At 51.3% G+C, this 25,547-nt stretch carries 29 protein-coding genes; 13 read left to right on the top strand and 16 right to left on the bottom strand.

What is annotated here, in order from left to right; translation table 11 throughout:
• Positions 1 to 229: 229 nt before the first annotated feature.
• From mdoG to AB4H76_RS14065, 3 genes are all read left to right on the top strand, one after another.
• On the top strand, positions 230 to 1,765 hold the full coding sequence (mdoG, locus tag AB4H76_RS14075) for a glucans biosynthesis protein MdoG (protein WP_001343212.1): 1,536 nt from the start codon (positions 230 to 232) through the stop codon (positions 1,763 to 1,765).
• A complete protein-coding gene (mdoH, locus tag AB4H76_RS14070; RefSeq protein WP_001295445.1) occupies positions 1,758 to 4,301 on the top strand; it encodes a glucans biosynthesis glucosyltransferase MdoH in 2,544 nt (847 codons plus the stop codon). The genes mdoG and mdoH overlap by 8 nt, the downstream gene beginning before the upstream one ends.
• 172 nt (positions 4,302 to 4,473) lie before the next feature.
• On the top strand, positions 4,474 to 4,701 hold the full coding sequence (locus AB4H76_RS14065) for a YceK/YidQ family lipoprotein (protein WP_001237205.1): 228 nt from the start codon (positions 4,474 to 4,476) through the stop codon (positions 4,699 to 4,701).
• On the opposite strand, the gene AB4H76_RS14060 is transcribed toward AB4H76_RS14065, so the two are convergent.
• The 3 genes from AB4H76_RS14060 to lpxL all read right to left on the bottom strand — a co-directional run bounded on the left by AB4H76_RS14060 (position 4,702) and on the right by lpxL (position 7,477).
• Complete coding sequence (locus tag AB4H76_RS14060; RefSeq protein WP_000180056.1) at positions 4,702 to 5,076, bottom strand: MysB family protein; 375 nt, start codon at positions 5,074 to 5,076, stop codon at positions 4,702 to 4,704.
• An 82-nt stretch (positions 5,077 to 5,158) separates the two neighbouring features.
• On the bottom strand, positions 5,159 to 6,385 hold the full coding sequence (mdtG, locus tag AB4H76_RS14055) for a multidrug efflux MFS transporter MdtG (RefSeq protein ID WP_000074172.1): 1,227 nt from the start codon (positions 6,383 to 6,385) through the stop codon (positions 5,159 to 5,161).
• Between the two features lie 171 nt (positions 6,386 to 6,556).
• Positions 6,557 to 7,477, bottom strand: a complete 921-nt coding sequence (gene lpxL, locus AB4H76_RS14050; RefSeq protein WP_274428247.1) for a kdo(2)-lipid IV(A) lauroyltransferase — start codon at positions 7,475 to 7,477, stop codon at positions 6,557 to 6,559.
• Positions 7,478 to 7,701: 224 nt separating this feature from the next.
• On the opposite strand from lpxL, the gene AB4H76_RS14045 reads away from it, so the two are divergent.
• Positions 7,702 to 8,754 (top strand): rhodanese-related sulfurtransferase, encoded by a 1,053-nt coding sequence (locus tag AB4H76_RS14045; protein ID WP_001144615.1) that lies wholly within the window; start codon positions 7,702 to 7,704, stop codon positions 8,752 to 8,754.
• A gap of 41 nt (positions 8,755 to 8,795) precedes the next feature.
• Here the strand turns inward: AB4H76_RS14045 and AB4H76_RS14040 are convergent, their stop codons facing one another.
• The 10 genes from AB4H76_RS14040 to mdtH form a co-directional block, all read right to left on the bottom strand.
• Positions 8,796 to 9,371 (bottom strand): YceI family protein, encoded by a 576-nt coding sequence (locus AB4H76_RS14040; protein WP_000749261.1) that lies wholly within the window; start codon positions 9,369 to 9,371, stop codon positions 8,796 to 8,798.
• Positions 9,372 to 9,374: 3 nt separating this feature from the next.
• Positions 9,375 to 9,941, bottom strand: coding sequence for a cytochrome b (locus AB4H76_RS14035; RefSeq protein WP_000011114.1), 567 nt, complete (start codon positions 9,939 to 9,941; stop codon positions 9,375 to 9,377).
• A 260-nt stretch (positions 9,942 to 10,201) separates the two neighbouring features.
• Positions 10,202 to 10,315, bottom strand: a complete 114-nt coding sequence (locus AB4H76_RS14030) for a YceO family protein (RefSeq protein WP_001253418.1) — start codon at positions 10,313 to 10,315, stop codon at positions 10,202 to 10,204.
• Positions 10,316 to 10,362: 47 nt separating this feature from the next.
• Positions 10,363 to 11,481 carry an N-methyl-L-tryptophan oxidase gene (gene solA, locus AB4H76_RS14025; protein ID WP_000872833.1) on the bottom strand — a complete coding sequence of 373 codons (1,119 nt, stop codon included), beginning with the start codon at positions 11,479 to 11,481 and terminating at the stop codon, positions 10,363 to 10,365.
• 114 nt (positions 11,482 to 11,595) lie between these two features.
• Positions 11,596 to 11,850 (bottom strand): biofilm formation regulator BssS, encoded by a 255-nt coding sequence (gene bssS, locus AB4H76_RS14020; RefSeq protein ID WP_000414437.1) that lies wholly within the window; start codon positions 11,848 to 11,850, stop codon positions 11,596 to 11,598.
• 289 nt (positions 11,851 to 12,139) lie between these two features.
• Entirely contained in the window at positions 12,140 to 12,385 is a 246-nt protein-coding gene (dinI, locus tag AB4H76_RS14015; RefSeq protein WP_001217754.1) for a DNA damage-inducible protein I, read from the bottom strand.
• Positions 12,386 to 12,458: 73 nt separating this feature from the next.
• On the bottom strand, positions 12,459 to 13,505 hold the full coding sequence (pyrC, locus tag AB4H76_RS14010; RefSeq protein WP_000126543.1) for a dihydroorotase: 1,047 nt from the start codon (positions 13,503 to 13,505) through the stop codon (positions 12,459 to 12,461).
• 105 nt (positions 13,506 to 13,610) lie between these two features.
• Positions 13,611 to 14,171 carry a lipoprotein gene (locus AB4H76_RS14005; protein WP_001295443.1) on the bottom strand — a complete coding sequence of 187 codons (561 nt, stop codon included), beginning with the start codon at positions 14,169 to 14,171 and terminating at the stop codon, positions 13,611 to 13,613.
• A 133-nt stretch (positions 14,172 to 14,304) separates the two neighbouring features.
• Complete coding sequence (gene grxB, locus AB4H76_RS14000; RefSeq protein ID WP_000780912.1) at positions 14,305 to 14,952, bottom strand: glutaredoxin 2; 648 nt, start codon at positions 14,950 to 14,952, stop codon at positions 14,305 to 14,307.
• A 63-nt stretch (positions 14,953 to 15,015) separates the two neighbouring features.
• On the bottom strand, positions 15,016 to 16,224 hold the full coding sequence (gene mdtH / locus AB4H76_RS13995; protein WP_000092206.1) for a multidrug efflux MFS transporter MdtH: 1,209 nt from the start codon (positions 16,222 to 16,224) through the stop codon (positions 15,016 to 15,018).
• Between the two features lie 235 nt (positions 16,225 to 16,459).
• Here mdtH and rimJ point away from each other — a divergent pair, with 235 nt between their 5' ends.
• From rimJ to murJ, 4 genes are all read left to right on the top strand, one after another.
• Positions 16,460 to 17,044, top strand: coding sequence for a ribosomal protein S5-alanine N-acetyltransferase (rimJ, locus tag AB4H76_RS13990; RefSeq protein ID WP_000468186.1), 585 nt, complete (start codon positions 16,460 to 16,462; stop codon positions 17,042 to 17,044).
• A 10-nt stretch (positions 17,045 to 17,054) separates the two neighbouring features.
• Positions 17,055 to 17,702 carry a YceH family protein gene (locus tag AB4H76_RS13985; protein ID WP_000877107.1) on the top strand — a complete coding sequence of 216 codons (648 nt, stop codon included), beginning with the start codon at positions 17,055 to 17,057 and terminating at the stop codon, positions 17,700 to 17,702.
• A 1-nt stretch (position 17,703) separates the two neighbouring features.
• Complete coding sequence (locus tag AB4H76_RS13980; protein WP_000736158.1) at positions 17,704 to 18,627, top strand: Gfo/Idh/MocA family protein; 924 nt, start codon at positions 17,704 to 17,706, stop codon at positions 18,625 to 18,627.
• 109 nt (positions 18,628 to 18,736) lie between these two features.
• Positions 18,737 to 20,272 (top strand): murein biosynthesis integral membrane protein MurJ, encoded by a 1,536-nt coding sequence (murJ, locus tag AB4H76_RS13975; protein ID WP_001050683.1) that lies wholly within the window; start codon positions 18,737 to 18,739, stop codon positions 20,270 to 20,272.
• Between the two features lie 39 nt (positions 20,273 to 20,311).
• Here the strand turns inward: murJ and flgN are convergent, their stop codons facing one another.
• From flgN to flgA, 3 genes are all read right to left on the bottom strand, one after another.
• The gene (flgN, locus tag AB4H76_RS13970; protein WP_000197363.1) at positions 20,312 to 20,728 is read right to left on the bottom strand and encodes a flagella biosynthesis chaperone FlgN; all 417 of its coding nucleotides are present in this window, start codon (positions 20,726 to 20,728) and stop codon (positions 20,312 to 20,314) included.
• A 4-nt stretch (positions 20,729 to 20,732) separates the two neighbouring features.
• Positions 20,733 to 21,026: a flagellar biosynthesis anti-sigma factor FlgM gene (gene flgM, locus AB4H76_RS13965; RefSeq protein WP_000020880.1), complete on the bottom strand. Its 294-nt coding sequence runs from the start codon at positions 21,024 to 21,026 to the stop codon at positions 20,733 to 20,735.
• A 75-nt stretch (positions 21,027 to 21,101) separates the two neighbouring features.
• Positions 21,102 to 21,761 carry a flagellar basal body P-ring formation chaperone FlgA gene (gene flgA / locus AB4H76_RS13960; RefSeq protein ID WP_000905458.1) on the bottom strand — a complete coding sequence of 220 codons (660 nt, stop codon included), beginning with the start codon at positions 21,759 to 21,761 and terminating at the stop codon, positions 21,102 to 21,104.
• Positions 21,762 to 21,915: 154 nt separating this feature from the next.
• Between flgA and flgB the strand changes: the two genes are divergently transcribed.
• From flgB to flgF, 5 genes are read left to right on the top strand one after another with little or no spacing between them, the layout of a single operon-like run.
• Positions 21,916 to 22,332 (top strand): flagellar basal body rod protein FlgB, encoded by a 417-nt coding sequence (gene flgB / locus AB4H76_RS13955; protein ID WP_000884702.1) that lies wholly within the window; start codon positions 21,916 to 21,918, stop codon positions 22,330 to 22,332.
• Positions 22,333 to 22,335: 3 nt separating this feature from the next.
• Entirely contained in the window at positions 22,336 to 22,740 is a 405-nt protein-coding gene (flgC, locus tag AB4H76_RS13950; protein ID WP_001196460.1) for a flagellar basal body rod protein FlgC, read from the top strand.
• Positions 22,741 to 22,751: 11 nt separating this feature from the next.
• Complete coding sequence (flgD, locus tag AB4H76_RS13945; protein WP_000020486.1) at positions 22,752 to 23,447, top strand: flagellar hook assembly protein FlgD; 696 nt, start codon at positions 22,752 to 22,754, stop codon at positions 23,445 to 23,447.
• Between the two features lie 24 nt (positions 23,448 to 23,471).
• On the top strand, positions 23,472 to 24,680 hold the full coding sequence (gene flgE, locus AB4H76_RS13940; protein ID WP_420062598.1) for a flagellar hook protein FlgE: 1,209 nt from the start codon (positions 23,472 to 23,474) through the stop codon (positions 24,678 to 24,680).
• A gap of 19 nt (positions 24,681 to 24,699) precedes the next feature.
• Positions 24,700 to 25,455 (top strand): flagellar basal-body rod protein FlgF, encoded by a 756-nt coding sequence (gene flgF / locus AB4H76_RS13935; protein WP_000349316.1) that lies wholly within the window; start codon positions 24,700 to 24,702, stop codon positions 25,453 to 25,455.
• The last annotated feature ends 92 nt before the right edge of the window (positions 25,456 to 25,547 follow it).

Genomic DNA, 25,547 nt, shown 5'->3' with positions numbered 1-25,547 from the left:
GTTGATAAATAAATTTGCTGGCAAACCCTACACGAAGTCGATGCTTCTGTCTTTAGGAGAAGCACGGAAAGTGAAAACGGTTGCAATCAGGTGCTTAATCCATGAGCCAGCGTGCTGAACGATACCGGGATTCTGTTGTCGGAATGGCTGGTTATCCATTAAAATAGATCGGATCGATATAAGCACACAAAGGGGGAAGTGCTTACTAATTATGAAACATAAACTACAAATGATGAAAATGCGTTGGTTGAGTGCTGCAGTAATGTTAACCCTGTATACATCTTCAAGCTGGGCTTTCAGTATTGATGATGTCGCAAAGCAAGCTCAATCTTTAGCCGGGAAAGGCTACGAGACGCCCAAAAGCAACTTGCCCTCCGTTTTCCGCGATATGAAATACGCGGACTATCAGCAGATCCAGTTTAATCATGACAAAGCGTACTGGAACAATCTGAAGACCCCATTCAAACTCGAGTTCTACCATCAGGGTATGTACTTCGATACCCCGGTCAAAATAAATGAAGTGACTGCCACCGCAGTCAAACGAATCAAATACAGCCCGGATTATTTCACTTTCGGCGATGTTCAGCATGACAAAGATACGGTAAAAGACCTTGGCTTTGCCGGTTTTAAAGTGCTTTACCCGATCAACAGCAAAGATAAAAACGATGAAATCGTCAGCATGCTCGGGGCCAGCTATTTCCGCGTGATTGGTGCAGGTCAGGTTTATGGCCTTTCTGCCCGCGGCCTGGCAATTGATACCGCCTTGCCATCGGGTGAAGAATTTCCGCGCTTCAAAGAGTTCTGGATCGAGCGTCCAAAACCGACTGATAAACGTTTAACCATCTATGCATTGCTTGACTCGCCGCGTGCGACAGGTGCTTACAAATTCGTGGTTATGCCAGGGCGTGACACGGTTGTGGATGTGCAGTCGAAAATCTATCTGCGCGATAAAGTCGGCAAACTGGGGGTTGCACCGTTAACCAGTATGTTCCTGTTTGGGCCGAACCAACCGTCGCCTGCAAATAACTATCGTCCGGAGTTGCACGACTCTAACGGTCTCTCTATCCATGCCGGTAATGGCGAATGGATCTGGCGTCCGTTGAATAACCCGAAACATTTAGCGGTCAGCAGCTTCTCCATGGAAAACCCGCAAGGCTTTGGTCTGTTGCAGCGCGGTCGTGATTTCTCCCGCTTTGAAGATCTCGATGATCGTTACGATCTCCGTCCAAGCGCATGGGTGACTCCGAAAGGGGAGTGGGGTAAAGGCAGCGTTGAGCTGGTGGAAATTCCAACCAACGATGAAACCAACGATAACATCGTCGCTTACTGGACGCCGGATCAGCTGCCGGAGCCGGGTAAAGAGATGAACTTTAAATACACCATCACCTTCAGCCGTGATGAAGACAAACTGCATGCGCCAGATAACGCATGGGTGCAACAAACGCGTCGTTCAACGGGGGATGTGAAGCAGTCGAACCTGATTCGCCAGCCTGACGGTACTATCGCCTTTGTGGTCGATTTTACCGGCGCAGAGATGAAAAAACTGCCAGAGGATACCCCGGTCACAGCGCAAACCAGCATTGGTGATAATGGTGAGATAGTTGAAAGCACGGTGCGCTATAACCCGGTTACCAAAGGCTGGCGTCTGGTGATGCGTGTGAAAGTGAAAGATGCCAAGAAAACCACTGAAATGCGTGCTGCGCTGGTGAATGCCGATCAGACGTTGAGTGAAACCTGGAGCTACCAGTTACCTGCCAATGAATAAGACAACTGAGTACATTGACGCAATGCCCATCGCCGCAAGCGAGAAAGCGGCATTGCCGAAGACTGATATCCGCGCCGTTCATCAGGCGCTGGATGCCGAACACCGCACCTGGGCGCGGGAGGATGATTCCCCGCAAGGCTCGGTAAAGGCGCGTCTGGAACAAGCCTGGCCAGATTCACTTGCTGATGGACAGTTAATTAAAGACGACGAAGGGCGCGATCAGCTGAAGGCGATGCCAGAAGCAAAACGCTCCTCGATGTTTCCCGACCCGTGGCGTACCAACCCGGTAGGCCGTTTCTGGGATCGCCTGCGTGGACGCGATGTCACGCCGCGCTATCTGGCTCGTTTGACCAAAGAAGAGCAGGAGAGCGAGCAAAAGTGGCGTACCGTCGGTACCATCCGCCGTTACATTCTGTTGATCCTGACGCTCGCGCAAACTGTCGTCGCGACCTGGTATATGAAGACCATTCTTCCTTATCAGGGTTGGGCGCTGATTAATCCTATGGATATGGTTGGTCAGGATTTGTGGGTTTCCTTTATGCAGCTTCTGCCTTATATGCTGCAAACCGGTATCCTGATCCTCTTTGCGGTACTGTTCTGTTGGGTGTCCGCCGGATTCTGGACGGCGTTAATGGGCTTCCTGCAACTGCTTATTGGTCGCGATAAATACAGTATATCTGCGTCAACAGTTGGCGATGAACCATTAAACCCGGAGCATCGCACGGCGTTGATCATGCCTATCTGTAACGAAGACGTGAACCGTGTTTTTGCTGGCCTGCGTGCAACGTGGGAATCAGTAAAAGCCACCGGGAATGCCAAACACTTTGATGTCTACATTCTTAGTGACAGTTATAACCCGGATATCTGCGTCGCAGAGCAAAAAGCCTGGATGGAGCTTATCGCTGAAGTCGGTGGCGAAGGTCAGATTTTCTATCGCCGCCGCCGTCGCCGCGTGAAGCGTAAAAGCGGTAATATCGATGACTTCTGCCGTCGCTGGGGCAGCCAGTACAGCTACATGGTGGTGCTGGATGCTGACTCGGTAATGACCGGTGATTGTTTGTGCGGGCTGGTGCGCCTGATGGAAGCCAACCCGAACGCCGGGATCATTCAGTCGTCGCCGAAAGCGTCCGGTATGGATACGCTGTATGCGCGCTGTCAGCAGTTCGCGACCCGCGTGTATGGGCCACTGTTTACAGCCGGTTTGCACTTCTGGCAACTTGGCGAGTCGCACTACTGGGGACATAACGCGATTATCCGCGTGAAACCGTTTATCGAGCACTGCGCACTGGCTCCGCTGCCGGGCGAAGGTTCCTTTGCCGGTTCAATCCTGTCACATGACTTCGTGGAAGCGGCGTTGATGCGCCGTGCAGGTTGGGGGGTCTGGATTGCTTACGATCTCCCGGGTTCTTATGAAGAATTGCCGCCTAACTTGCTTGATGAGCTAAAACGTGACCGCCGATGGTGCCACGGTAACCTGATGAACTTCCGTCTGTTCCTGGTGAAGGGTATGCACCCGGTTCACCGTGCGGTGTTCCTGACGGGCGTGATGTCTTATCTCTCCGCTCCGCTGTGGTTTATGTTCCTCGCGCTCTCTACTGCATTGCAGGTAGTGCATGCGTTGACCGAACCGCAATACTTCCTGCAACCACGGCAGTTGTTCCCAGTGTGGCCGCAGTGGCGTCCTGAGCTGGCGATTGCACTTTTTGCTTCGACCATGGTGCTGTTGTTCCTGCCGAAGTTATTGAGCATTTTGCTTATCTGGTGCAAAGGAACGAAAGAATACGGCGGCTTCTGGCGCGTTACATTATCGTTGCTGCTGGAAGTGCTTTTTTCCGTGCTGCTGGCTCCGGTACGCATGCTGTTCCATACGGTCTTCGTTGTCAGCGCGTTCCTTGGCTGGGAAGTGGTGTGGAATTCACCGCAGCGTGATGATGACTCCACTTCCTGGGGTGAAGCGTTCAAACGCCACGGCTCACAGCTGCTGTTAGGGTTAGTGTGGGCTGTTGGGATGGCGTGGCTGGATCTGCGTTTCCTGTTCTGGCTGGCACCGATTGTCTTCTCGTTGATCCTGTCACCGTTTGTTTCGGTGATTTCCAGCCGTGCCACCGTTGGTCTGCGCACCAAACGCTGGAAACTGTTCCTGATCCCGGAAGAGTATTCGCCGCCGCAGGTGCTGGTTGATACCGATCGGTTCCTTGAGATGAATCGTCAACGCTCCCTTGATGATGGCTTTATGCACGCAGTGTTTAACCCGTCATTTAACGCTCTGGCAACCGCAATGGCGACCGCGCGTCACCGCGCCAGTAAGGTGCTGGAAATCGCCCGTGACCGCCACGTTGAACAGGCGCTGAACGAGACGCCAGAGAAGCTGAATCGCGATCGTCGCCTGGTGCTGCTAAGCGATCCGGTGACGATGGCCCGTCTGCATTTCCGTGTCTGGAATTCCCCGGAGAGATATTCTTCATGGGTGAGTTATTACGAAGGGATAAAGCTCAATCCACTGGCATTGCGTAAACCGGATGCGGCTTCGCAATAAAAACGTAGTTGCCTGATGCGCTACGCTTATCAGGCCTACATCGTTCCTGCAATTTATTGATTTTGCAAGACTTTGTGGGTCGGATAAGGCGTTCACGCCGCATCCGGCAAAAACAACGAGCCAATAAAAATACCGGCGTTATGCCGGTATTTTTTTACGAAAGAGGTATCAAATGCGTTTAATTGTGGTGAGCATCATGGTGACCTTGCTGAGTGGCTGTGGCAGCATTATTAGTCGCACTATACCGGGGCAGGGGCATGGCAACCAATATTATCCCGGTGTGCAATGGGATGTGCGTGACTCCGCCTGGCGTTATGTCACGATCCTTGATCTGCCATTCTCTCTGGTTTTTGATACTTTACTGCTGCCGATCGACATTCATCATGGCCCGTATGAGTGATTAACGTTCATCCCACTCATCAGCTGCTGCGCGTCCTTCCTCGGTATCCAGCGGTGGCTCAAGCTGAAATTCCCCCTCGTCCCATTCATGTAATGTATTCTCTTCCTGCCACTCCTGGCGTATCTCTATCTCATCATAGTCGCCATCAAAAACACTTTGCGCGGCTTCACCGCTAAGCATAGGTAAACATTCACCTTCTTCCCCTTCGTCGGCAAAAAACTCAACTTGCCACATGATGTCGCCGTCCTGCAAAACGTATTTTTGGGCATTGAACTGTTGCACATTCGCATCTTCGGCGTCGATGCCGGGGTTGTCTGCAAGAAATTCTTCGCGTGCAGCGTCAATGGCTTCTTCAAGCGTTGCGTACATGGTCATCACGATTCTCCCTTTGAGTTGATGAGGTTTCAGGGAAAAGGATAGCTGATTCTCCGCTTTTGCAAGTATGAAAGGCGAAAAATCAGTTCGATACCTGGGGTATTCGACGACGACGTAGACTGTTCCATGAATAGACTGCGTTGAATAACACTACGCCAGCGGTGACGAGAAATACCGCTCTGAAACCGTAGTTCGCTGAAATCGCTGCTCCCATCAATGGTCCGGTAACGTTGCCAATATCACGAAACGATTGGTTATAGCTGAAGATACGCCCGGCGATCTGGTTGCTCGAGTTGTAAACCAACAGTGTCTGTACGGCGGGGAGTAGTGCACCATCGGCGGCACCGAGCAAAAAACGTAAAATCCCAAGTTGCAATGGCGTCTGAACGTAAGACATTGGGATCAACAGCAGTACAGAAAAGATCAGCGCTGTAATCAGGATCTTTTCGGGTCCGATTCGATCGCCAAGTTTGCCGAGTCGTGGTGCACTTAGCAGAGCCGCCACGCCTGGCACCGAGGCGATCATGCCACTGATAAAGGCGACGTTACTGACGTTACCCGCCAGTTCGCGGACATACAGCGTCAGAATGGGGGCAATTGAGCCCGTCGCCACCTGGATGATTAACGTAGTGACAAACAGGCTGAGTACCAGTTTCGGGTTTTTAAGTGATGTCACCACTTCCCGCATGTGCAGCATCTCTTTTTTGCTGACCGGCTGGAATTTTTCTCTGATGCAAAACAGGGTGACGAAAAAGCAGAGTATGAGCACACTGGCGGTAATAAAGAATACCGGACGTAAGCCGTAGCTATCGGCGAGCAGGCCGCCAGCCATTGGGCCGAGCAACGCACCACTAACGCCGCCTGTGGAGAGCGTACCCAGCGCCCAGCCGCTTTTATTACGCGGTACTTGTGTGGCGATAAGAGCATTAGCGTTGGGGACAAATCCGCCAAGTAACCCAAGAAGCGCCCGCAGGATCAAAAACTGCCAGATATTTTGTGCCAGCCCCATCAACACCATCACGATGCCCATGCCGAGGGCAGAGCGTAATAGCATGAGTTTTCGGCCTTTACGGTCGGCGAGTCCACCCCAAAACGGTGAGGCGATGGCCGAAAATAAAAATGTAATGCTGAAGACAATACCGGACCACATATTCAGGGCGGAGTGACCGGTAACGCCAAGCTGCTCAACGTAGAGGGGTAAGAAGGGCATTACCAGACTGAAGGCGGCACCGGTAAGAAAACAGCCTAGCCAGGCGACGATCAGGTTTCGTTTCCAGTTTATAGGGGTGTCATTTTCACAGGGTGACATAGCAATCCGCTGTTGGTGCGCCAGACGCGGTGAACATAAGAAGAAAAGATAAGCACACTAATTATGCGCCCGACTTCCAGGGGGCGCAATCCAGAGAGCTTTTATCGCTAAATCAGGGGGATTTGCTGTGGTAATGCCGGATGCCATTCTGAAGCATCCGGCATGGGAGATTTAATAGCGTGAAGGAACGCCTTCCGGGCGTGTTTTAAAGCGACGGTGTAACCACATATACTGCTCTGGTGCCATCATGATGCATTTTTCGACCACTTTGTTCATCCACGCGGCGGTAGTTTCGGCATCATCCAGTGGCGGAGAACACTCTGGCGGCAGCATAATCAATTGATACCCTTTGCCATCTGGCTTACGGCGTGGAACGAAGGGCACCAGACATGCGCCGGACATCCGTGCCAGCATCCAGGTTCCGGTCGTGGTCGCAGCCTGCTCAACGGCAAACAACGGGACGAAAACGCTTGAGCGCGGGCCGTAATCATGATCCGGTGCGTACCAGACCACTTCGCCTTTTTTCAGGGCTTTAATCATGCCTTTTAAATCTTTGCGGTCGAGCATCGATTTATTTGAGCGCAAACGGCCCCAGGTTTGTAGCCAGTCAATCAGTGGATTATCGTTCGGGCGATAAACGCCAATACCCGGTTCCTGCATACCAAACTGCCGCGCACCCAGCTCCAGTGTCAGAAAATGGATGCCAACTAACAGGATGCCGCGTTTTTGCGCCTGCACGTCACGAATGTGTTCCATGCCGATCACTTCCGTCCAGCGGGCGATTCGGCGGTCCGGCCAGAACCACGCCATGCCGGTTTCCATCAGGCCCATGCCAACGGATTCGAAATTCTTCACCACCATTTTACGGCGTTCTTGTTCGCTCATTTCCGGGAAGCACAGTTCCAGGTTGCGATGCACAATTTTTGCGCGTCGTTTCATAAAACGTAACGCCAGTTTTCCTAATCCACAACCGAGGCGGTAGATAACCGGGTAGGGCAATTGCACGACTAACCAAAGTACGCCAATACCCAACCAGGTTAACCAATAACGCGGATGAAGCAGTGCGGTGGAGAGCTTGGGTAGATTCGTCATATCAATCCTGTTTTTCAACCTATTCGGGCAATTGTATGTATTGTCGCATTTTTTCGCCCGCAACCAAAATTTGTGGCTGAAGACTGGGCGAAATTGCCGCGCTTGTAAATAACAAATAATTTTTAATGCGCAAATGTAGCGTAAAATGTGTGGATGTTAATTATCGATAATTGCTATATCATGCCGCGGATTTTTACTTTCCTATCTCGCAGGAACCGTACACCATGCCAGTGTTACACAACCGCATTTCCAACGACGCGCTAAAAGCCAAAATGTTGGCTGAGAGCGAACCGCGAACCACCATTTCGTTTTACAAGTATTTCCACATCGCCGATCCTAAGGCGACCCGTGACGCTTTATATCAGCTGTTTACCGCGCTGAATGTTTTTGGGCGAGTGTATCTGGCGCATGAGGGCATTAACGCGCAAATCAGCGTACCTGCGAGCAATGTTGAAACATTTCGCGCGCAGCTCTATGCCTTCGACCCGGCTTTAGAGGGTTTACGCCTGAATATCGCGTTGGATGATGACGGGAAATCCTTCTGGGTACTGCGCATGAAGGTACGCGATCGCATTGTTGCCGACGGTATTGACGATCCTCACTTTGATGCCAGCAATGTTGGTGAGTATCTGCAAGCGGCGGAAGTGAACGCCATGCTTGACGATCCCGATGCACTATTTATCGACATGCGTAACCACTATGAGTATGAAGTGGGGCACTTTGAAAACGCGCTCGAAATTCCGGCAGATACCTTCCGTGAGCAGCTGCCAAAAGCAGTCGAGATGATGCAGGCACATAAAGATAAAAAAATCGTCATGTACTGCACCGGCGGCATTCGTTGTGAAAAGGCCAGTGCCTGGATGAAACATAACGGATTCAACAAAGTCTGGCATATCGAGGGCGGAATTATTGAATACGCCCGTAAGGCGCGCGAGCAGGGCTTGCCGGTGCGTTTTATTGGCAAAAATTTTGTTTTTGACGAGCGGATGGGCGAACGTATATCGGATGAGATTATCGCGCATTGCCACCAGTGCGGCGCGCCGTGCGACAGCCATACCAACTGTAAAAATGATGGCTGCCACCTGCTGTTTATTCAGTGTCCAGTATGCGCGGAAAAATACAAAGGTTGTTGTAGTGAGATTTGCTGCGAAGAAAGCGCGTTACCGCCAGAAGAACAGCGACGCCGTCGGGCAGGACGTGAAAATGGCAATAAGATCTTTAATAAGTCTCGTGGACGTCTGAATACAACACTGTGCATTCCTGATCCAACAGAATAAATATCATTGCCGGATGCGTGCCATCCGGCAACATTTCACGCTTACTTCTGCTGTACGCCTTCCACTGAAATAATCAGATCCACTTCCTGAGAAGCTGGACCTAAATCTGTCTTGATATTGAAGTCCTTGAGCTTAATTTTGCCTTCGGCCTCGAAGCCTGCACGTTTACCACCCCATGGGTCGTCGCCCTGACCAATTAATTTCGCTTCCAGCGTGACGGGTTTGGTTACGCCATTCAGCGTCAGATCGCCGGTAATATCCAGTTCGTCACCGTCTTTCTTCACGCTGGTGGAGGTGAATGTTGCCTGTGGATATTTTGCGGTATTGAGGAAATCTGCACTGCGAAGATGTTTATCGCGTTCGGCGTGATTAGTATCGACGCTGGTGGTGTTAATTGTCACATTCACTTTATCGGCAGCCGGATTTTTTTCGTCAAAGGTAAAAGTACCGTCGAAATCTTTAAAGGTGCCGTATAACCAGCTATAGCCAAGGTGCTGGATGCGGAAATTAACAAAGGCGTGCTGACCTTCTTTGTCAATTTTGTAATCGGCGGCAACCGCTGAACCGGCAGAGAACATCAGGGACGCGAAGGTTAAACCAAGCAGGCTTTTTTTCATTTTTTATACTCCATAGTCAGATGACGACTTTCCCAGCATGCGCTTCAGAGTGTCGTCTTTATCGATGAAATGATGCTTCAGGGCCATAAATCCGTGCATAACGGACAGTACTACGACGCTCCACGCGAGCCAAAAATGCAGGGCACCGGCAAAGTCTGCCTGTGCGCCAGCGTCGGCAAGGGTCGCGGGGACGTCAAACCAGCCAAAAACGCTGATCGGTTTACCATCGGCAGTTGAGATCAGATAGCCGCTGATGCCGATGGCGAAAAGCAATAGGTACAATGCGAGATGTCCAGCTCTTGCGGCAAGACGAGTCATGGGCGAATAACTCGGCAGCGGACCCGGCGGTGGAGATATGACACGCCACAGAACGCGAATAACCAGCCCCATCATTAACAAAATACCGATGCTTTTATGCAGTTCGGGTGCTTTGTGATACCAGCCATCGTAATAACTGAGCGTGACCATCCACAGACCTAAAGCAAACATGCCGTAGACAATAATTGCGCTTAGCCAATGGAAGGCCGCAGATATAACACCATAGCGTTCAGGGGTATTTGTGAATGACATAAGTGCATCCAAAACGAATTTGCGAGAGAAAGAAAATGGCGTGTCGGAGAATGAATTGCAACACAAAAATAACAAATTGAATGATATTTATTTTTATTTCAATAATTTTGAATTAATAATGAAAGAATCTTCATAAGTTTAGTGGGTTCAGCATCAGAGATGTCTGGTGAGTGCTGTAGAAGCAGGAATAATCTCATTCAATTTTTCACGCTAAATGAAAGGGAGATTAAATATTTGTCAGTTTATGTCAGTGCGGAAAACTAAAAATAAAACACATAGATCAGATCCATAATTGCCAACAATCCCCAGAGAAAAAGATAAAGCATCAGATGCTCGCGAATATTATTGATGAGATAGTGCAACAGCCGACGCATTAAATACTCCTGTAAAAACGGCCTCATTCTGGAGGCCGTAATGATGATTATTGGAAGCGGGAAAGCCTGAATGGCGTCAAATCAAAATCGCTTTTTTTGTCTTGCGCAAAATCGGCAGCTATTTCCCCTAAAACTGACGCAAATTTAAAACCGTGCCCACTCAGGCCGGTAATGAGCAGTGTATTATCGTGGCCGGGTAGGGTATCGATAATAAAATCTTCGTCAGGCGAATTATCATAGGTGCAGGCAGCGCCGTACAGGCAGCAACCGATACCCGGCAAGACATTGCGCAAGAACGGGAAGGCTTCTGACCCATCACTGGCCACTTCCGCAAACGGAACACGTTCATCCGCTGAATGGATAACCTGGCCTCCGTTATGTTTGCCAATCTTCAACGCGTCGTTTTCTGCCGGAAAACCATAATATTGATCGCCATTGGGCAGTTCACCGGTAAACGCCGGGAATTTATTCTTCACGCTATAGCGGCCATCGGCCTGATACCAGGCAAATACTTTGCGTACGGGCTGGACAGGCAGCTCCGGGAGCAGGTCTTTTACCCATGTTCCCGCGCAGACAATCGCTTTTTTCGCCTGATACTCACCGTCAGCCGTTTCAATAGTTACGCCATCATCGTCATGACGAATTGCGGTGACCGGGCAGTTGAACAGTTGCGCACAGCCCGCTTCCTTCGCCAGTTGGATCCAGGTTTTAATCGCCAGTTCGCTGCGCAAAAAACCGGAATCAGTTTCAAATAAGCCGATGTAGTTGTCCGGGACGCGTATTTCCGGCCAGCGGGCCATAATCCCTTGCGCATCGAGCTTTTCAACGTTGAGTTGCCATTGTTCGGCGCTGTGGGCGACGTTGGCGAGAAATGTGGAATCAGCCGGGCCAAGGTTAATGACGCCAGAGCGTACAAAAATGGGATCTTCTTCGTTGTGGCGGGAGAGTTCATCCCACAGCGTTTGCGCGCGGAGGACCAGCGGGACATACTTTTCGCCTTCACCATAAGCATGGCGAATTAATCGCGTATCGCCGTGGTGGCTGCCGTGTTGATGCGGTGGCATATGGGCGTCGGTCATTAGCACGTTTAAACCGGCGCGGGTTGCATAATACCCGGCGGCAGCGCCTACGGAACCGCTGCCAATAATGATGAGATCGTATTTCATTTTTTTCTCTCTGCTCTCATGGTTTAAGCAGAGTAATTAACTGAATGCAGATATACAACCCAGAAATGGTAAAGGCACCGGTGAGGTGCCTTTTGGGTGGATGGTCATGTCATGTTAATGACGCCGATACTCGTTTACCGGGAAATCACCGGATTCAATTTTGGCGATTCCTGCTTCTAATATCGAAATAAATTGTCTGGCAACATCAGTGGTTAACCAGAGCGTCTGACCAACTTCAGTCCCTTCCTGCTCGGACTTATTTGGGGTCTGGTAGTGCAAACGCAACATCAGCGCATCATAGCTATCAACGGTGCTGATGTCCCACCCTACGAGCGGATGAGTCTGAATGACTTCATTATTTTTTTCCATCATGGCCCCCTAATTCGTGTTACTAGACAACGTTATTCGAGGTTCAATGCGTTTTTATCTGAAGCAACTTCAGTATACCAATAAGTAAGGGTATTCACCGAATTTTTAAAGGGGGGAACAGATAAATTTCTGCTTTTAAGATTTATATGAACAATAAAACAGCATGTCATTCATATTTTTTTAGCATATTGTGCAATTATTTTGAGGAAGTGTAGAAATTTTGTACTCAAAATTCGTAAGTAAAATAAAAAAGCCGGGGCGACCCGGCAAAAACAAAAATCACTGCATATTATTCGCTGACAAACCAGTCATCGGCGCTTTCCCACGTTTCCTGGAGAATTTCGCTAATGCGCTGTTTATCTTCTTTTGTTGCGCCAATAACCGATAAATTATTCGCTGCGGCATAACGTACCGATACGTGGCCTTCATTATCAGGAAACGCATACTGAATACGGCGGGAAAGTTCGCCAGCCAGGGCGTCAATAGCCCCAGCTGGCAATGGAGAAGTTTTCGCTATGGTGACTTCAATTCGCATAATAGCCCCCTGTTGAATATACTGGTTATTTATACAGGTAAAATAACCTAATGACAACAGGAAGCTACGATTTTTATTGTTTAACGGACCAGCGTACCGTTTCCCCGGCGAGGAATGGCACCAGGGTGTCATCAGTCAGTGCGATGCTTTCAGCAACCTGTTGCTCTTCACGTACCAGTTCGATGAATGTGTCGTTGACCGGCAAGCCATAGAACTGCGGGCCGTTTACAGAACAGAATGCTTCAAAGTGCTGCAGAGCATTCATCTCTTCAAAGACGGTAGCGTAACTGCCCAGCGCGGTTGGGGCGTTGAAGCAGCCCGCGCAGCCGCAACTGCTCTCTTTGCGATGACGTGCATGTGGCGCAGAATCCGTACCGAGGAATACTCGATTAAAACCGCTGGCGACCAGTTCACGCAATGCCTGTTGGTGAATATTGCGTTTGAGGATGGGTAAACAATACAGGTGCGGACGCACGCCACCAACCAGCATATGGTTGCGGTTAAACATCAGATGCTGCGGAGTGATGGTGGCAGCCAGCCGTTCATTTCCGTCACGGACATAGTCGGCTGCGTCTTTGGTGGTGATGTGTTCAAAAACGACTTTCAGTGCAGTCAGGCGCTGGCGCAGCGGTTCCATCACGCTTTCTATAAAGCGCGCTTCACGATCAAAAATGTCGATATCTGCATGTGTCACTTCACCATGCACCAGTAGCGGCATACCGATTTTTTCCATGCGCTCAAGTACCGGCATGATTGCGTCAACTGACGTAACGCCGTGGCTGGAGTTAGTGGTTGCGTTTGCCGGGTAAAGTTTTGCAGCGGTGAACACGCCTTCGTTAAATCCGCGCTCCAGCTCATTAGGATCCAGCGAATCTGTTAAATAACAGGTCATCAATGGGGTGAAATCGTGCCCGGCAGGTACGGCATCAAGAATACGCTGGCGATACGCCACGGCAGCCTCAACGGTGGTCACGGGCGGAGCCAGATTGGGCATTACGATAGCCCGTCCATAAATTTCGCTGGTATACGGCACGACAGTTTTTAACATGTCGCCATCGCGGAGGTGAAGGTGCCAGTCGTCTGGGCGGCGGATCTTTAATACCTGGGATGGTGCAGTCATTAATCTCTATGCTCCGGCTGAAGGGATGTTTTTGCCGGACACAAAGGATAAGCGGAAACGTTTTCCTTTGCACGAAAAATAAAGGGCGCGAATGCGCCCTCGTCATTAATCCGTAAACGGAATGACAATTTCGCCTGGCTTCACTTCAATGCCTTTCGCCAGTTTTTTCGCCATTGCTTCGCCCTGACTGCCATCTTCGCGCAGGACGTAAGCAGGTTGCTGGTTAAAGTAATTGCGTAATGCCTGGTTCAAATAGGGAAGCAACGTTTGCATCACCGTTTGCATTTTTTCCGGTTGTACCGTCGCATCGACCACTTCCATCTCTTTCAGGAAGATCGCACCTTTTTCTTTATCAAACACGGGCAGCGCTTTCAGCTTCAGTTTCATGGTCGCTTTCTGACTACCGAACAGGGAGTTCATGTCCAGATTGGCGTCTCCGGTTAGGGTAACCTTATTCGGCTCTTCGCGACCAATTTGGCTGGTCAAGTTTGTCAGAACAATATGGGCGTCAGCCACGCCGGGTAAACCGATATCTTTTGAGAAATTATTATGTTTCGCAAGCGACTGGTTAATTTCTTGTTCGGTGATGGTGTATTGGGTGAGTTGATTACAGCCAACGAGCAGGCCACTGACGATCAATGCAGCGGCAAATAAAAACTTGTTCATGGTAGTCCTCGACATGAAATCTGCGTCAATATCCTGACACAACGCAGCATGTGTCACCAGCGATAAACTCGCCAGCAGAAAAAACTGAAAACGGCGGCAACCCGCGAATACAGGCTGCCGCGGCGGGTCAGGATTAAATCGCCATTGATGATAACAAATTGATTTGTGTCTGTTTCGCCATATTATCGCGGTAATCAGCAACGCGGCTTGGCCAGTTGATTCCGGCTACCAGCGTCAGATTACGCAGTAGCGGAAATAGCTGAATATCATCTTCCGAAAGTTCGCCATTCACGGCGTTCGGTTTGACGATCAGTTTGTCCAGCGCACGCAAATCATCGCTGATATTCTTAATCAGACCGTCAGAGTGGGCCAGCAGGTCGGCAAAATTACCCGCGCTGGCCTCTTTCTTGTCGACGAAATATTTGCGCGCGGCGGGAGTAGAAAACTCATCAAATGCCGATTTGGCAAAACGCGGCAACAGCAGTTTGTTGGCGTAGCCATTGACTTTGCGCAGCCACTCTTCAATGGCAGGGGAACGTTTGCCGGTCAGTAACGGTTTGCCGTCGAGTTTATCGACATAGTGAACGATATCCATGCTTTCTGGCATATAGCGGCTGTCATCTTTTTGCAGAATGGGAACCTGTTTTTGACCGACCATCCGGGTGGGTGTTTCTGCGTCGTCGTTGAGCAGAACATGTAATTCGACGGGGATATTTTTCAGGCCGAAAATCATGCGGGCTTTGAGGCAGTAAGGGCAGTGATCGTAAATGTATAGCTTCACGTGACTCCTCCATTTGGCTGTCAGTTCACTTTCAGTATGGAGGAGTCAGGGGGGAGTATCAAATCAGGCGTCGCGTTCCAGCAAACGACGCGCGGCGCGTTTTTGACTAAACTGCCAACCCAGCGCAAGGAAAGTGAAGATGCCAATAATTCCCAGCATCATCCACGGAAGCTCTGGCTGGTGCGCCGATTTGCCCAGGTCAAACAGCCAGCCGCCACCGATATAACCAATAGCGCCACCAATCGCCAGACCCAGACGGCTAAACCCCATATAGCTGCCGCGAGCTCTTGCGTCCGCCAGCGAAGCACTTAAGGTTTCACGCGCAGGCTCGGCAATGATCGACCCGATATAAAACAGACAAATCAGGGTGAAAAGTTGTTGCAGGCCGCTGACCATGCCCACCGGCATCATGCTTAATGACATTATCAACAGCCCAGCCATCAACCGGTGTTCCAGACGAAAATGCTTTTCACTCCAGCGGGCGATAGGATAGAGCAACGTTAACGACAGACACGCTTCAATGGCATACATCCATTTAACGGCAGAGGGCGCGCCCGCCACGTCGTTGACCATAATTGGCAGCATCAGCATCACTTGAACAGCCAGCATGTAGTAACCCGCCAGCGTCAGGACATAGGTGACAAAACGCTTGTCGCGCATCACGCGGGTCATGCCTTCGCGAACGGGCGTGCGTACGGTGGAGAGTTTCCATGCCGGTAATAACCACGCATTGAACGCTGCACACAGTACAAACAAAACGGCCCCTGTGGCGCAGACCAGGCGAAAGTCGTATTGCAACAGCCAGCTCCCCAACAATGCGCCAATGACCGCACCGGCACTGTCCTGCATCATCAACAGCGAGAAAAAACGACCACGTTGTTGTGGACGGATTAGTTTCACCACCAGCGCCGAACGCGGCGGATCAAACAACGTGCCGCCGAGTCCCGAAAGCAGGCATGAAAACCACAATAGCCACGGTTCGTGGGCGATACCCATTGTGGCGAATCCGGCGGCACGCATCAGCATACCGGTAACAATCATCGGTTTGGCACCAAAGCGGTCGGCAATTGCGCCGCCGAAAATACCCAGACCTTGCTGAATAAATTGGCGTAGACCGAGAGCAATACCGACCATGACGGCGGCCCAGCCCATTTGATCAACGAAGCGGATAGAGATCAGCGGGAAGACAACAAAGAACCCCAGCACGACCAGCATATTATCGATGAGCAGGAAATATTTACCCAGGTTCCTCGCCTGCGACACGCGGGACATTTCCCCTCCCGGGAAATAAAAGATGAGCACTTTCTATTCTGCATTGCCGCTAAGACTTTTCCCATCACTTCGGGGACAATATTTTTTTATCAAAACGTCGCTTTGATAGAGAGTTTTTATCAAATATGTGAATAATGCAGAAAATGGCATTTTGGACTTTTCACAGGGTCTGGTTGCGCAGGTATAGTAATACTTACAGCGTATTAAAGACGTTACGGGAAGGAGTAGGTATAGAATGTTTGGCTATCGCAGTAACGTGCCAAAAGTGCGCTTAACCACAGACCGACTGGTCGTGCGTCTGGTGCATGATCGTGATGCCTGGCGTCTTGCGGATTATTACGCAGAGAATCGCCATTTCCTCAAGCCCTGGGAGCCAGTGCGCGACGAAAGCCACTGTTATCCATCAGGCTGGCAGGCCAGGCTGGGGATGATTAACGAATTTCATAAACAAGGTTCAGCTTTCTACTTTGGCTTATTCGACCCGGACGAAAAAGAGATTATTGGCGTTGCCAATTTTTCCAATGTTGTTCGTGGCTCTTTTCATGCCTGCTATCTCGGTTATTCGATTGGGCAAAAATGGCAGGGCAAAGGACTCATGTTTGAAGCCCTGACCGCAGCCATTCGTTATATGCAGCGCACCCAACATATTCATCGCATTATGGCTAATTATATGCCGCACAATAAACGCAGCGGTGATTTACTGGCGCGACTGGGTTTTGAAAAAGAAGGCTATGCGAAAGACTATCTGTTGATTGATGGACAATGGCGCGATCACGTACTGACGGCATTAACTACCCCAGACTGGACGCCCGGCCGCTAAGGAGAATCTCATGAAATATCAACTTACTGCCCTTGAAGCTCGCGTGATTGGTTGCTTGCTGGAAAAGCAGGTGACCACGCCGGAGCAATACCCGCTCTCAGTCAATGGTGTAGTCACGGCCTGTAATCAGAAAACGAACCGTGAACCGGTCATGAATCTGAGTGAATCCGAAGTGCAGGAACAGCTGGATAATCTGGTCAAACGTCATTATCTACGCACAGTGAGCGGTTTTGGTAATCGGGTCACCAAATATGAGCAACGTTTTTGTAATTCAGAATTTGGCGATCTGAAACTGAGCGCAGCGGAAGTGGCGTTAATCACCACGTTGTTATTGCGTGGTGCCCAGACGCCAGGTGAACTGCGCAGCCGCGCCGCGCGAATGTATGAATTCAGCGATATGGCGGAAGTGGAGTCGACGCTGGAACAACTGGCAAATCGCGAAGATGGTCCTTTTGTGGTGCGTCTGGCCCGCGAACCGGGTAAACGCGAAAACCGCTACATGCATCTTTTCAGTGGTGAGGTTGAAGATCAGCCGGCGGTGACGGATATGTCGAACGCGGTTGACGGTGATTTACAGGCCCGCGTCGAAGCCCTGGAAATCGAAGTGGCAGAACTGAAACAGCGTCTTGATTCGTTGCTGGCCCATCTGGGAGATTAAAGTGAAAAAATTACGTATCGGCGTAGTGGGATTAGGTGGCATTGCGCAAAAAGCGTGGTTACCGGTGCTGGCGGCAGCGTCTGACTGGACGTTACAAGGAGCCTGGTCGCCTACGCGCGCGAAAGCCCTGCCAATTTGTGAAAGCTGGCGCATTCCTTATGCCGATTCGTTATCCAGCCTTGCCGCCAGTTGCGATGCGGTTTTTGTGCATTCCAGCACCGCCAGCCACTTTGACGTGGTCAGTACGTTACTCAATGCGGGGGTACATGTCTGTGTCGATAAACCGCTGGCAGAAAATCTGCGCGATGCTGAACGGCTGGTGGAACTGGCGGCGCGGAAAAAACTGACGTTGATGGTCGGTTTTAACCGTCGTTTCGCACCACTCTACGGTGAGTTAAAAACGCAACTCGCCACCGCAGCCTCGCTAAGAATGGATAAACATCGTAGCAATAGCGTCGGGCCACACGATCTTTATTTCACGTTGCTGGATGATTATCTGCATGTGGTGGATACCGCGCTGTGGTTGTCGGGCGGCAAAGCCTCTCTGGATGGCGGTACGCTACTGACTAACGACGCTGGCGAAATGCTGTTTGCCGAGCACCATTTTTCGGCTGGTCCTTTGCAGATCACCACCTGTATGCATCGCCGTGCCGGAAGTCAGCGTGAAACCGTGCAGGCCGTGACTGACGGTGCGCTCATCGACATTACGGATATGCGCGAATGGCGTGAGGAGCGCGGGCAGGGCGTAGTGCATAAACCGATTCCTGGTTGGCAGAGTACGCTTGAGCAACGTGGGTTTGTCGGCTGTGCGCGGCACTTCATTGAATGTGTGCAAAACCAGACAGTTCCGCAAACCGCCGGCGAACAGGCCGTGCTGGCGCAACGTATCGTTGACAAGATCTGGCGCGATGCGATGAGTGAATAAACCCTGTAACATCTGGCGGTAGCAATTCACCATAATCCAGGTAGACTATTCGCCTCTTTCAGCGCCTGCCTTGCAGGCGTTTTGCCCGTGGGTCTGGATTAGAACACCGATGAATTTATTAAAATCGCTGGCCGCCGTCAGCTCGATGACCATGTTTTCGCGTGTGCTTGGCTTCGCACGAGACGCAATTGTCGCCAGAATCTTTGGCGCAGGGATGGCAACCGACGCCTTTTTCGTCGCTTTTAAACTTCCTAACTTGTTACGCCGTATCTTTGCCGAAGGGGCATTTTCCCAGGCATTTGTACCGATTCTGGCGGAATATAAAAGTAAGCAGGGTGAAGACGCCACGCGGGTCTTTGTCTCTTATGTTTCTGGCCTGCTGACACTTGCGCTGGCGGTTGTGACGGTCGCTGGCATGCTCGCCGCACCGTGGGTGATCATGGTGACCGCGCCAGGCTTCGCTGACACAGCTGACAAATTTGCCCTGACCAGCCAGCTACTAAAGATTACCTTTCCCTATATCTTGCTGATCTCCCTGGCGTCGCTGGTGGGAGCGATTCTGAATACGTGGAACCGCTTCTCGATTCCGGCGTTTGCTCCAACACTGCTTAACATCAGCATGATTGGTTTCGCGCTGTTTGCCGCACCGTACTTTAACCCACCGGTGCTGGCGCTGGCGTGGGCTGTTACGGTCGGCGGCGTCCTGCAGCTGGTGTATCAGCTACCGCACCTGAAGAAGATCGGCATGCTGGTCCTGCCGCGCATTAACTTCCACGATGCCGGAGCAATGCGCGTGGTGAAACAGATGGGACCGGCGATCCTTGGCGTCTCTGTGAGCCAGATCTCCTTAATCATCAACACCATTTTTGCCTCGTTTCTTGCTTCCGGTTCGGTGTCTTGGATGTATTACGCCGACCGCTTAATGGAGTTTCCGTCCGGTGTGCTGGGCGTGGCGCTTGGCACCATTTTGCTGCCGTCGCTGTCGAAAAGTTTTGCCAGTGGCAATCATGATGAATACAACCGTTTGATGGACTGGGGGTTGCGTCTTTGTTTCCTGTTGGCGCTGCCGAGTGCGGTTGCGTTGGGCATTCTTTCCGGTCCGTTGACCGTTTCGCTGTTCCAGTACGGTAAATTTACCGCGTTTGATGCGCTGATGACCCAGCGGGCGTTAATTGCCTACTCGGTGGGTTTGATTGGCCTGATTGTAGTGAAAGTGTTGGCTCCTGGCTTTTATTCCCGCCAGGACATTAAAACGCCAGTGAAAATTGCCATCGTTACGCTGATTTTAACGCAATTGATGAACCTGGCGTTTATTGGTCCGTTGAAACATGCCGGGCTGTCACTTTCTATTGGTCTGGCGGCGTGTCTGAATGCTTCGCTGCTTTACTGGCAGTTGCGTAAGCAGAAAATCTTTACCCCGCAACCCGGCTGGATGGCGTTTCTGTTGCGTCTGGTGGTGGCGGTACTGGTGATGTCTGGCGTGCTTTTAGGTATGTTACATATCATGCCGGAGTGGTCATTGGGTACCATGCCCTGGCGTTTACTGCGTTTAATGGCGGTCGTGCTGGCGGGGATTGCCGCGTACTTCGCTGCACTGGCGGTACTGGGCTTCAAAGTTAAAGAATTTGCCCGCCGGACGGTGTAACAATGCATTCCGGCCTGCAGTGCAGGCCGGAGATAATCTTCAGATCGAAATCTTTTTACCGCCGCGATGGGTTGTTGAGGTCTGACCGTTCGCCCCATATAGCGTCGGTTCCTGATGCGGTTTCAACATTTCCAGCGCCTGTTGATTGCGCTCAATCTGTCCTTCCAGTAACCAGCCGTTATGTTGATTCATTTGGCGTAGTTGCTGCGTTTTCACAGTAATTTCCTGCCAGCGTTGACTAATATCAACGCTATTTGCTGTATTGGGTTCTTTCCTGCGTAACTGTTCGAGGTAATCCAGCGTCGCCAGCAGTGAGCTTTTTTGTTCTGTAATCCATTGCAACTGGCTGCCGTTGATCTGCCCCATAGAGAGATGTTGCTGCTCTTGATCCATTACCGTTTTGAGATCGTTAAGCACAGCGGACATCTGGTCGAGGATCTCTGCAAGACGTGTCATACGATCAGTTACTCTGCAAGTCTTGCTGCGCTTCGTTGATCAGCGCATCGGCAATTTTGCCGGTGTCCATTTTTAGTTCACCGTTACGAATCGCCAGTTTTAACGCTTCGACACGTTCAAGATTGATATCACTGCTGCCGGGTTGCATCAGTTTTGCTTGCGCGTCGCTTAACGTCACACTGGTGCTGGTGGAGGCGGTTGTTTTTGCCGCCCGGCTGTTCGTTACCGGCGCGTCAGTGGTTTCGCGCGGTTGAACGGTGCTTACAGGCTTCAGAGGCGAAGTGCGATCAATACTCATGGTTTATTCCTCATTGAGGGCGCTTTTATCATGTGTTGCTTATTTATCGGCAAGGGACGGGTAATCTTTAACAGCTTACAGGTTTATAAGAATATTCCCATCTGCATCAACAACGCCGCTGACTACCTGTCCCGATACCATGCGCACCCGCGCATTCTGTGCGACGGCTGCATTGTTCAGCGCCTGACCTTCTGCGTTGGCGCTAAACCCATCACCGCTGGCGATCACATTGACGCGTTGTCCCGCTTTTACCCGCCATGCCTGGCGAAACTGGGTTAACTGGATAGGTTGATCGGGTGATAGATCGCGCAGGCTAATGGCATCAACAAGTTGATTGATATCCAGCACCGTACGCGGTGGCAGGGTATCCAGCCGTCCGCGTTTCAGTTTGACATTGCCAGCTTCCAGCTTTCCTCCCCGCGCAATGGGCATCGCGGCAACCACATAATTTCCTGTGGCCTGTACATTAACCTGTAAATATCGTTTGTCGTTACCGCAGCGTGCCAACACATTCACATTGCCCCACAGGCGGGAATTATTGCTCATCGAAAGCAATGGCTGCTCGCATGGCGGTAGTAGATTGGGCGCTGTACGAATAGAAACACGAACCTCATCACTTACCCCCGCGAGTTGGGCGCTAAAAAAGTTGTGCAATTGCGATGTGAGATTGCTCGCCGTACTTAACGGACTGAACAGTATCGCGATGATCGCCACGCTACGTTTTATTATCAGCATTTTTGCCCCCAGCCATTTCTACAACGTGAATTGTACCTGTCCGCAATGACCATCAACGGCATAAATAGCGACCCATTTTGCGTTTATTCCGCCGATAACGCGCGCGTAAAGGCATTTAAGCTGATGGCAGAATTTTGATACCTGCGGAGGAGATATGCTCGATAAGCTCGACGCCGCCTTACGTTTTCAACAAGAGGCGCTCAATCTGCGCGCCCAGCGTCAGGAAGTGCTGGCAGCAAACATCGCCAATGCCGATACCCCTGGTTATCAGGCGCGCGATATCGATTTTGCCAGTGAACTTAAAAAAGTCATGCAACGTGGACGGGATGCAACCAGTGTGGTTGCACTGACGATGACCTCAACACAACACATTCCGGCGCAGGCGCTGACGCCTCCTACCGCAGAACTGCAATACCGTATTCCGGACCAGCCTTCGCTTGACGGTAATACCGTCGATATGGATCGCGAACGCACCCAGTTTGCCGATAACAGCCTGCAATACCAGATGAGCCTTAGCGCGTTGAGCGGGCAAATCAAAGGCATGATGAACGTTTTACAGAGCGGAAATTAACGGATGGCACTGCTGAATATTTTTGATATCGCCGGGTCGGCGTTAACTGCCCAGTCCCAGCGCCTGAACGTGGCGGCCAGTAATCTGGCGAATGCTGATAGCGTGACCGGTCCCGATGGACAGCCATATCGGGCAAAACAGGTGGTATTCCAGGTTAACGCTGCACCAGGTGCTGCGACAGGCGGCGTAAAGGTTGCCGATGTTATAGAAAGTCAGGCCCCGGACAAACTGGTTTATGAACCGGGTAATCCGCTGGCAGATGCAAAGGGCTACGTAAAAATGCCGAACGTTGATGTTGTCGGAGAGATGGTTAACACCATGTCGGCGTCACGCAGCTATCAGGCCAATGTTGAAGTGCTCAACACGGTGAAAAGCATGATGCTGAAAACCCTTACGCTCGGTCAATAAAGGAGAAAGCTATGTCCATTGCGGTAACCACCACCGATCCGACAAATACCGGCGTCAGTACCACCAGCAGTAGTTCGCTCACGGGCAGCAACGCCGCAGATTTACAAAGCAGTTTTCTGACTTTGCTGGTGGCGCAGCTGAAAAACCAGGACCCGACCAATCCAATGGAAAACAACGAGCTGACGTCGCAATTGGCACAAATCAGCACGGTCAGCGGGATTGAAAAACTCAATACCACGCTCGGATCTATTTCCGGACAGATTGATAACAGCCAGTCGTTACAGGCCAGTAACCTGATCGGTCACGGCGTGATGATCCCCGGCACCACTGTTCTTGCGGGAACCGGCAGTGAAGAAGGGGCTGTGACCACGACCACGCCGTTTGGTGTTGAGCTGCAACAGGCGGCAGACAAAGTTACGGCCACCATCACCGATAAAAATGGCGCGGTTGTGCGCACCATTGATATTGGTGAACTGACCGCCGGAGTTCACAGTTTCACCTGGGACGGTACGTTGACTGATGGCAGCACTGCGCCGAACGGTTCTTACAATGTAGCGATTAGCGCCAGTAACGGTGGTACACAACTGGTTGCCCAGCCGCTGCAGTTTGCTCTGGTGCAGGGTGTGATCCGCGGCAACAGCGGTAATACGCTGGATCTCGGCACTTACGGCACCACCACCCTCGACGAAGTACGGCAGATAATTTAAGCCTTCACATTTCAGGAGTCAGTCATGGCCTTTTCTCAAGCGGTTAGCGGATTAAACGCTGCCGCCACCAACCTCGATGTTATTGGCAACAATATCGCCAACTCCGCCACCTACGGCTTTAAATCAGGCACGGCCTCTTTTGCCGATATGTTTGCCGGTTCGAAAGTGGGACTGGGGGTAAAAGTTGCCGGTATCACTCAGGACTTTACCGATGGCACGACCACCAACACCGGGCGAGGTCTGGACGTTGCTATCAGCCAGAACGGTTTTTTCCGTCTGGTAGACAGCAACGGTTCGGTGTTCTACAGCCGTAACGGACAATTTAAGCTGGATGAAAACCGTAACCTGGTGAATATGCAAGGTTTACAGCTGACGGGTTACCCGGCAACCGGTACGCCGCCGACTATTCAGCAAGGGGCGAATCCGACCAATATTTCGATCCCGAATACCCTGATGGCAGCGAAAACTACCACCACGGCATCGATGCAGATCAACCTGAATTCCAGTGATCCGCTTCCTACTATTACGCCATTCAGCGCCAGCAATGCGGATAGCTATAACAAAAAAGGTTCGGTGACTGTTTTCGACAGTCAGGGTAATGCTCATGACATGAGCGTCTACTTTGTGAAGACCGGGGATAATAACTGGCAGGTCTACACCCAGGATAGCAGTGATCCAAACAGCATTGCGAAGACAGCGACAACACTGGAATTTAATGCTAATGGCACATTAGTGGATGGTGCGATGGCGAATAATATCGCAACCGGCGCAATTAACGGTGCAGAACCCGCCACGTTTAGTCTGAGCTTCCTCAACTCCATGCAGCAAAATACCGGCGCTAACAATATTGTGGCAACCACCCAGAACGGCTACAAACCGGGCGATCTGGTGAGTTATCAAATCAATGATGACGGTACGGTTGTCGGCAACTATTCCAACGAACAAACCCAACTGCTGGGGCAGATTGTACTGGCGAACTTTGCCAACAACGAAGGTCTGGCATCCGAAGGCGACAACGTCTGGTCTGCGACGCAATCTTCTGGCGTGGCGCTGTTGGGGACAGCCGGGACGGGAAACTTTGGCACCCTGACCAACGGTGCGCTGGAAGCGTCCAACGTCGATCTCAGTAAAGAACTGGTCAATATGATCGTTGCCCAGCGTAACTATCAGTCTAACGCCCAGACCATCAAAACCCAGGACCAGATCCTCAACACGCTGGTTAACTTACGCTAATCGCTGACGGGATAGCTCAATGGATCACGCAATTTATACCGCGATGGGAGCAGCCAGCCAGACACTGAATCAACAGGCGGTAACCGCCAGTAATCTGGCCAATGCCTCAACGCCCGGTTTTCGCGCGCAGTTGAATGCTTTACGCGCGGTGCCAGTGGAAGGGCTTTCTCTGCCCACGCGCACGTTGGTCACGGCGTCAACGCCGGGCGCAGATATGACGCCCGGCAAAATGGATTACACCTCGCGCCCGCTGGACGTCGCGTTGCAGCAGGATGGCTGGCTGGCCGTGCAGACCGCTGACGGCAGCGAAGGGTATACGCGTAATGGCAGCATTCAGGTTGATCCCACCGGGCAACTGACAATTCAGGGGCATCCGGTGATAGGCGAGGCTGGGCCAATTGCTGTGCCGGAAGGGGCGGAAATCACTATTGCTGCCGATGGCACAATCTCGGCGCTCAATCCGGGCGATCCGGCAAATACGGTTGCGCCAGTAGGGCGTCTTAAACTGGTGAAAGCCACGGGCAGCGAAGTGCAGCGCGGTGACGACGGCATTTTTCGTTTAAGCGCAGAAACCCAGGCCACGCGTGGGCCGGTACTGCAGGCAGATCCAACCTTGCGTGTGATGTCGGGGGTTCTGGAAGGCAGTAACGTCAATGCCGTTGCGGCAATGAGCGACATGATTGCCAGCGCGCGGCGTTTTGAAATGCAGATGAAGGTGATCAGCAGCGTCGATGATAACGCAGGCCGTGCCAACCAACTGCTGTCGATGAGTTAATTGAAAGGATACATGACAAGTATAAGTTGCCCGATGCGCAAGTTTATCGGGTCTATGGGGGCAATCGCAATTTATCGATTTTGCGAGCACTT

The sequence above is a fragment of the Escherichia sp. UTM R2 genome (assembly GCF_048593455.1).
Taxonomy (GTDB): domain Bacteria; phylum Pseudomonadota; class Gammaproteobacteria; order Enterobacterales; family Enterobacteriaceae; genus Escherichia; species Escherichia coli.
Note: the sequence above shows the minus strand (reverse complement) of the source record. Positions and strands in the feature narration are given on the sequence as shown.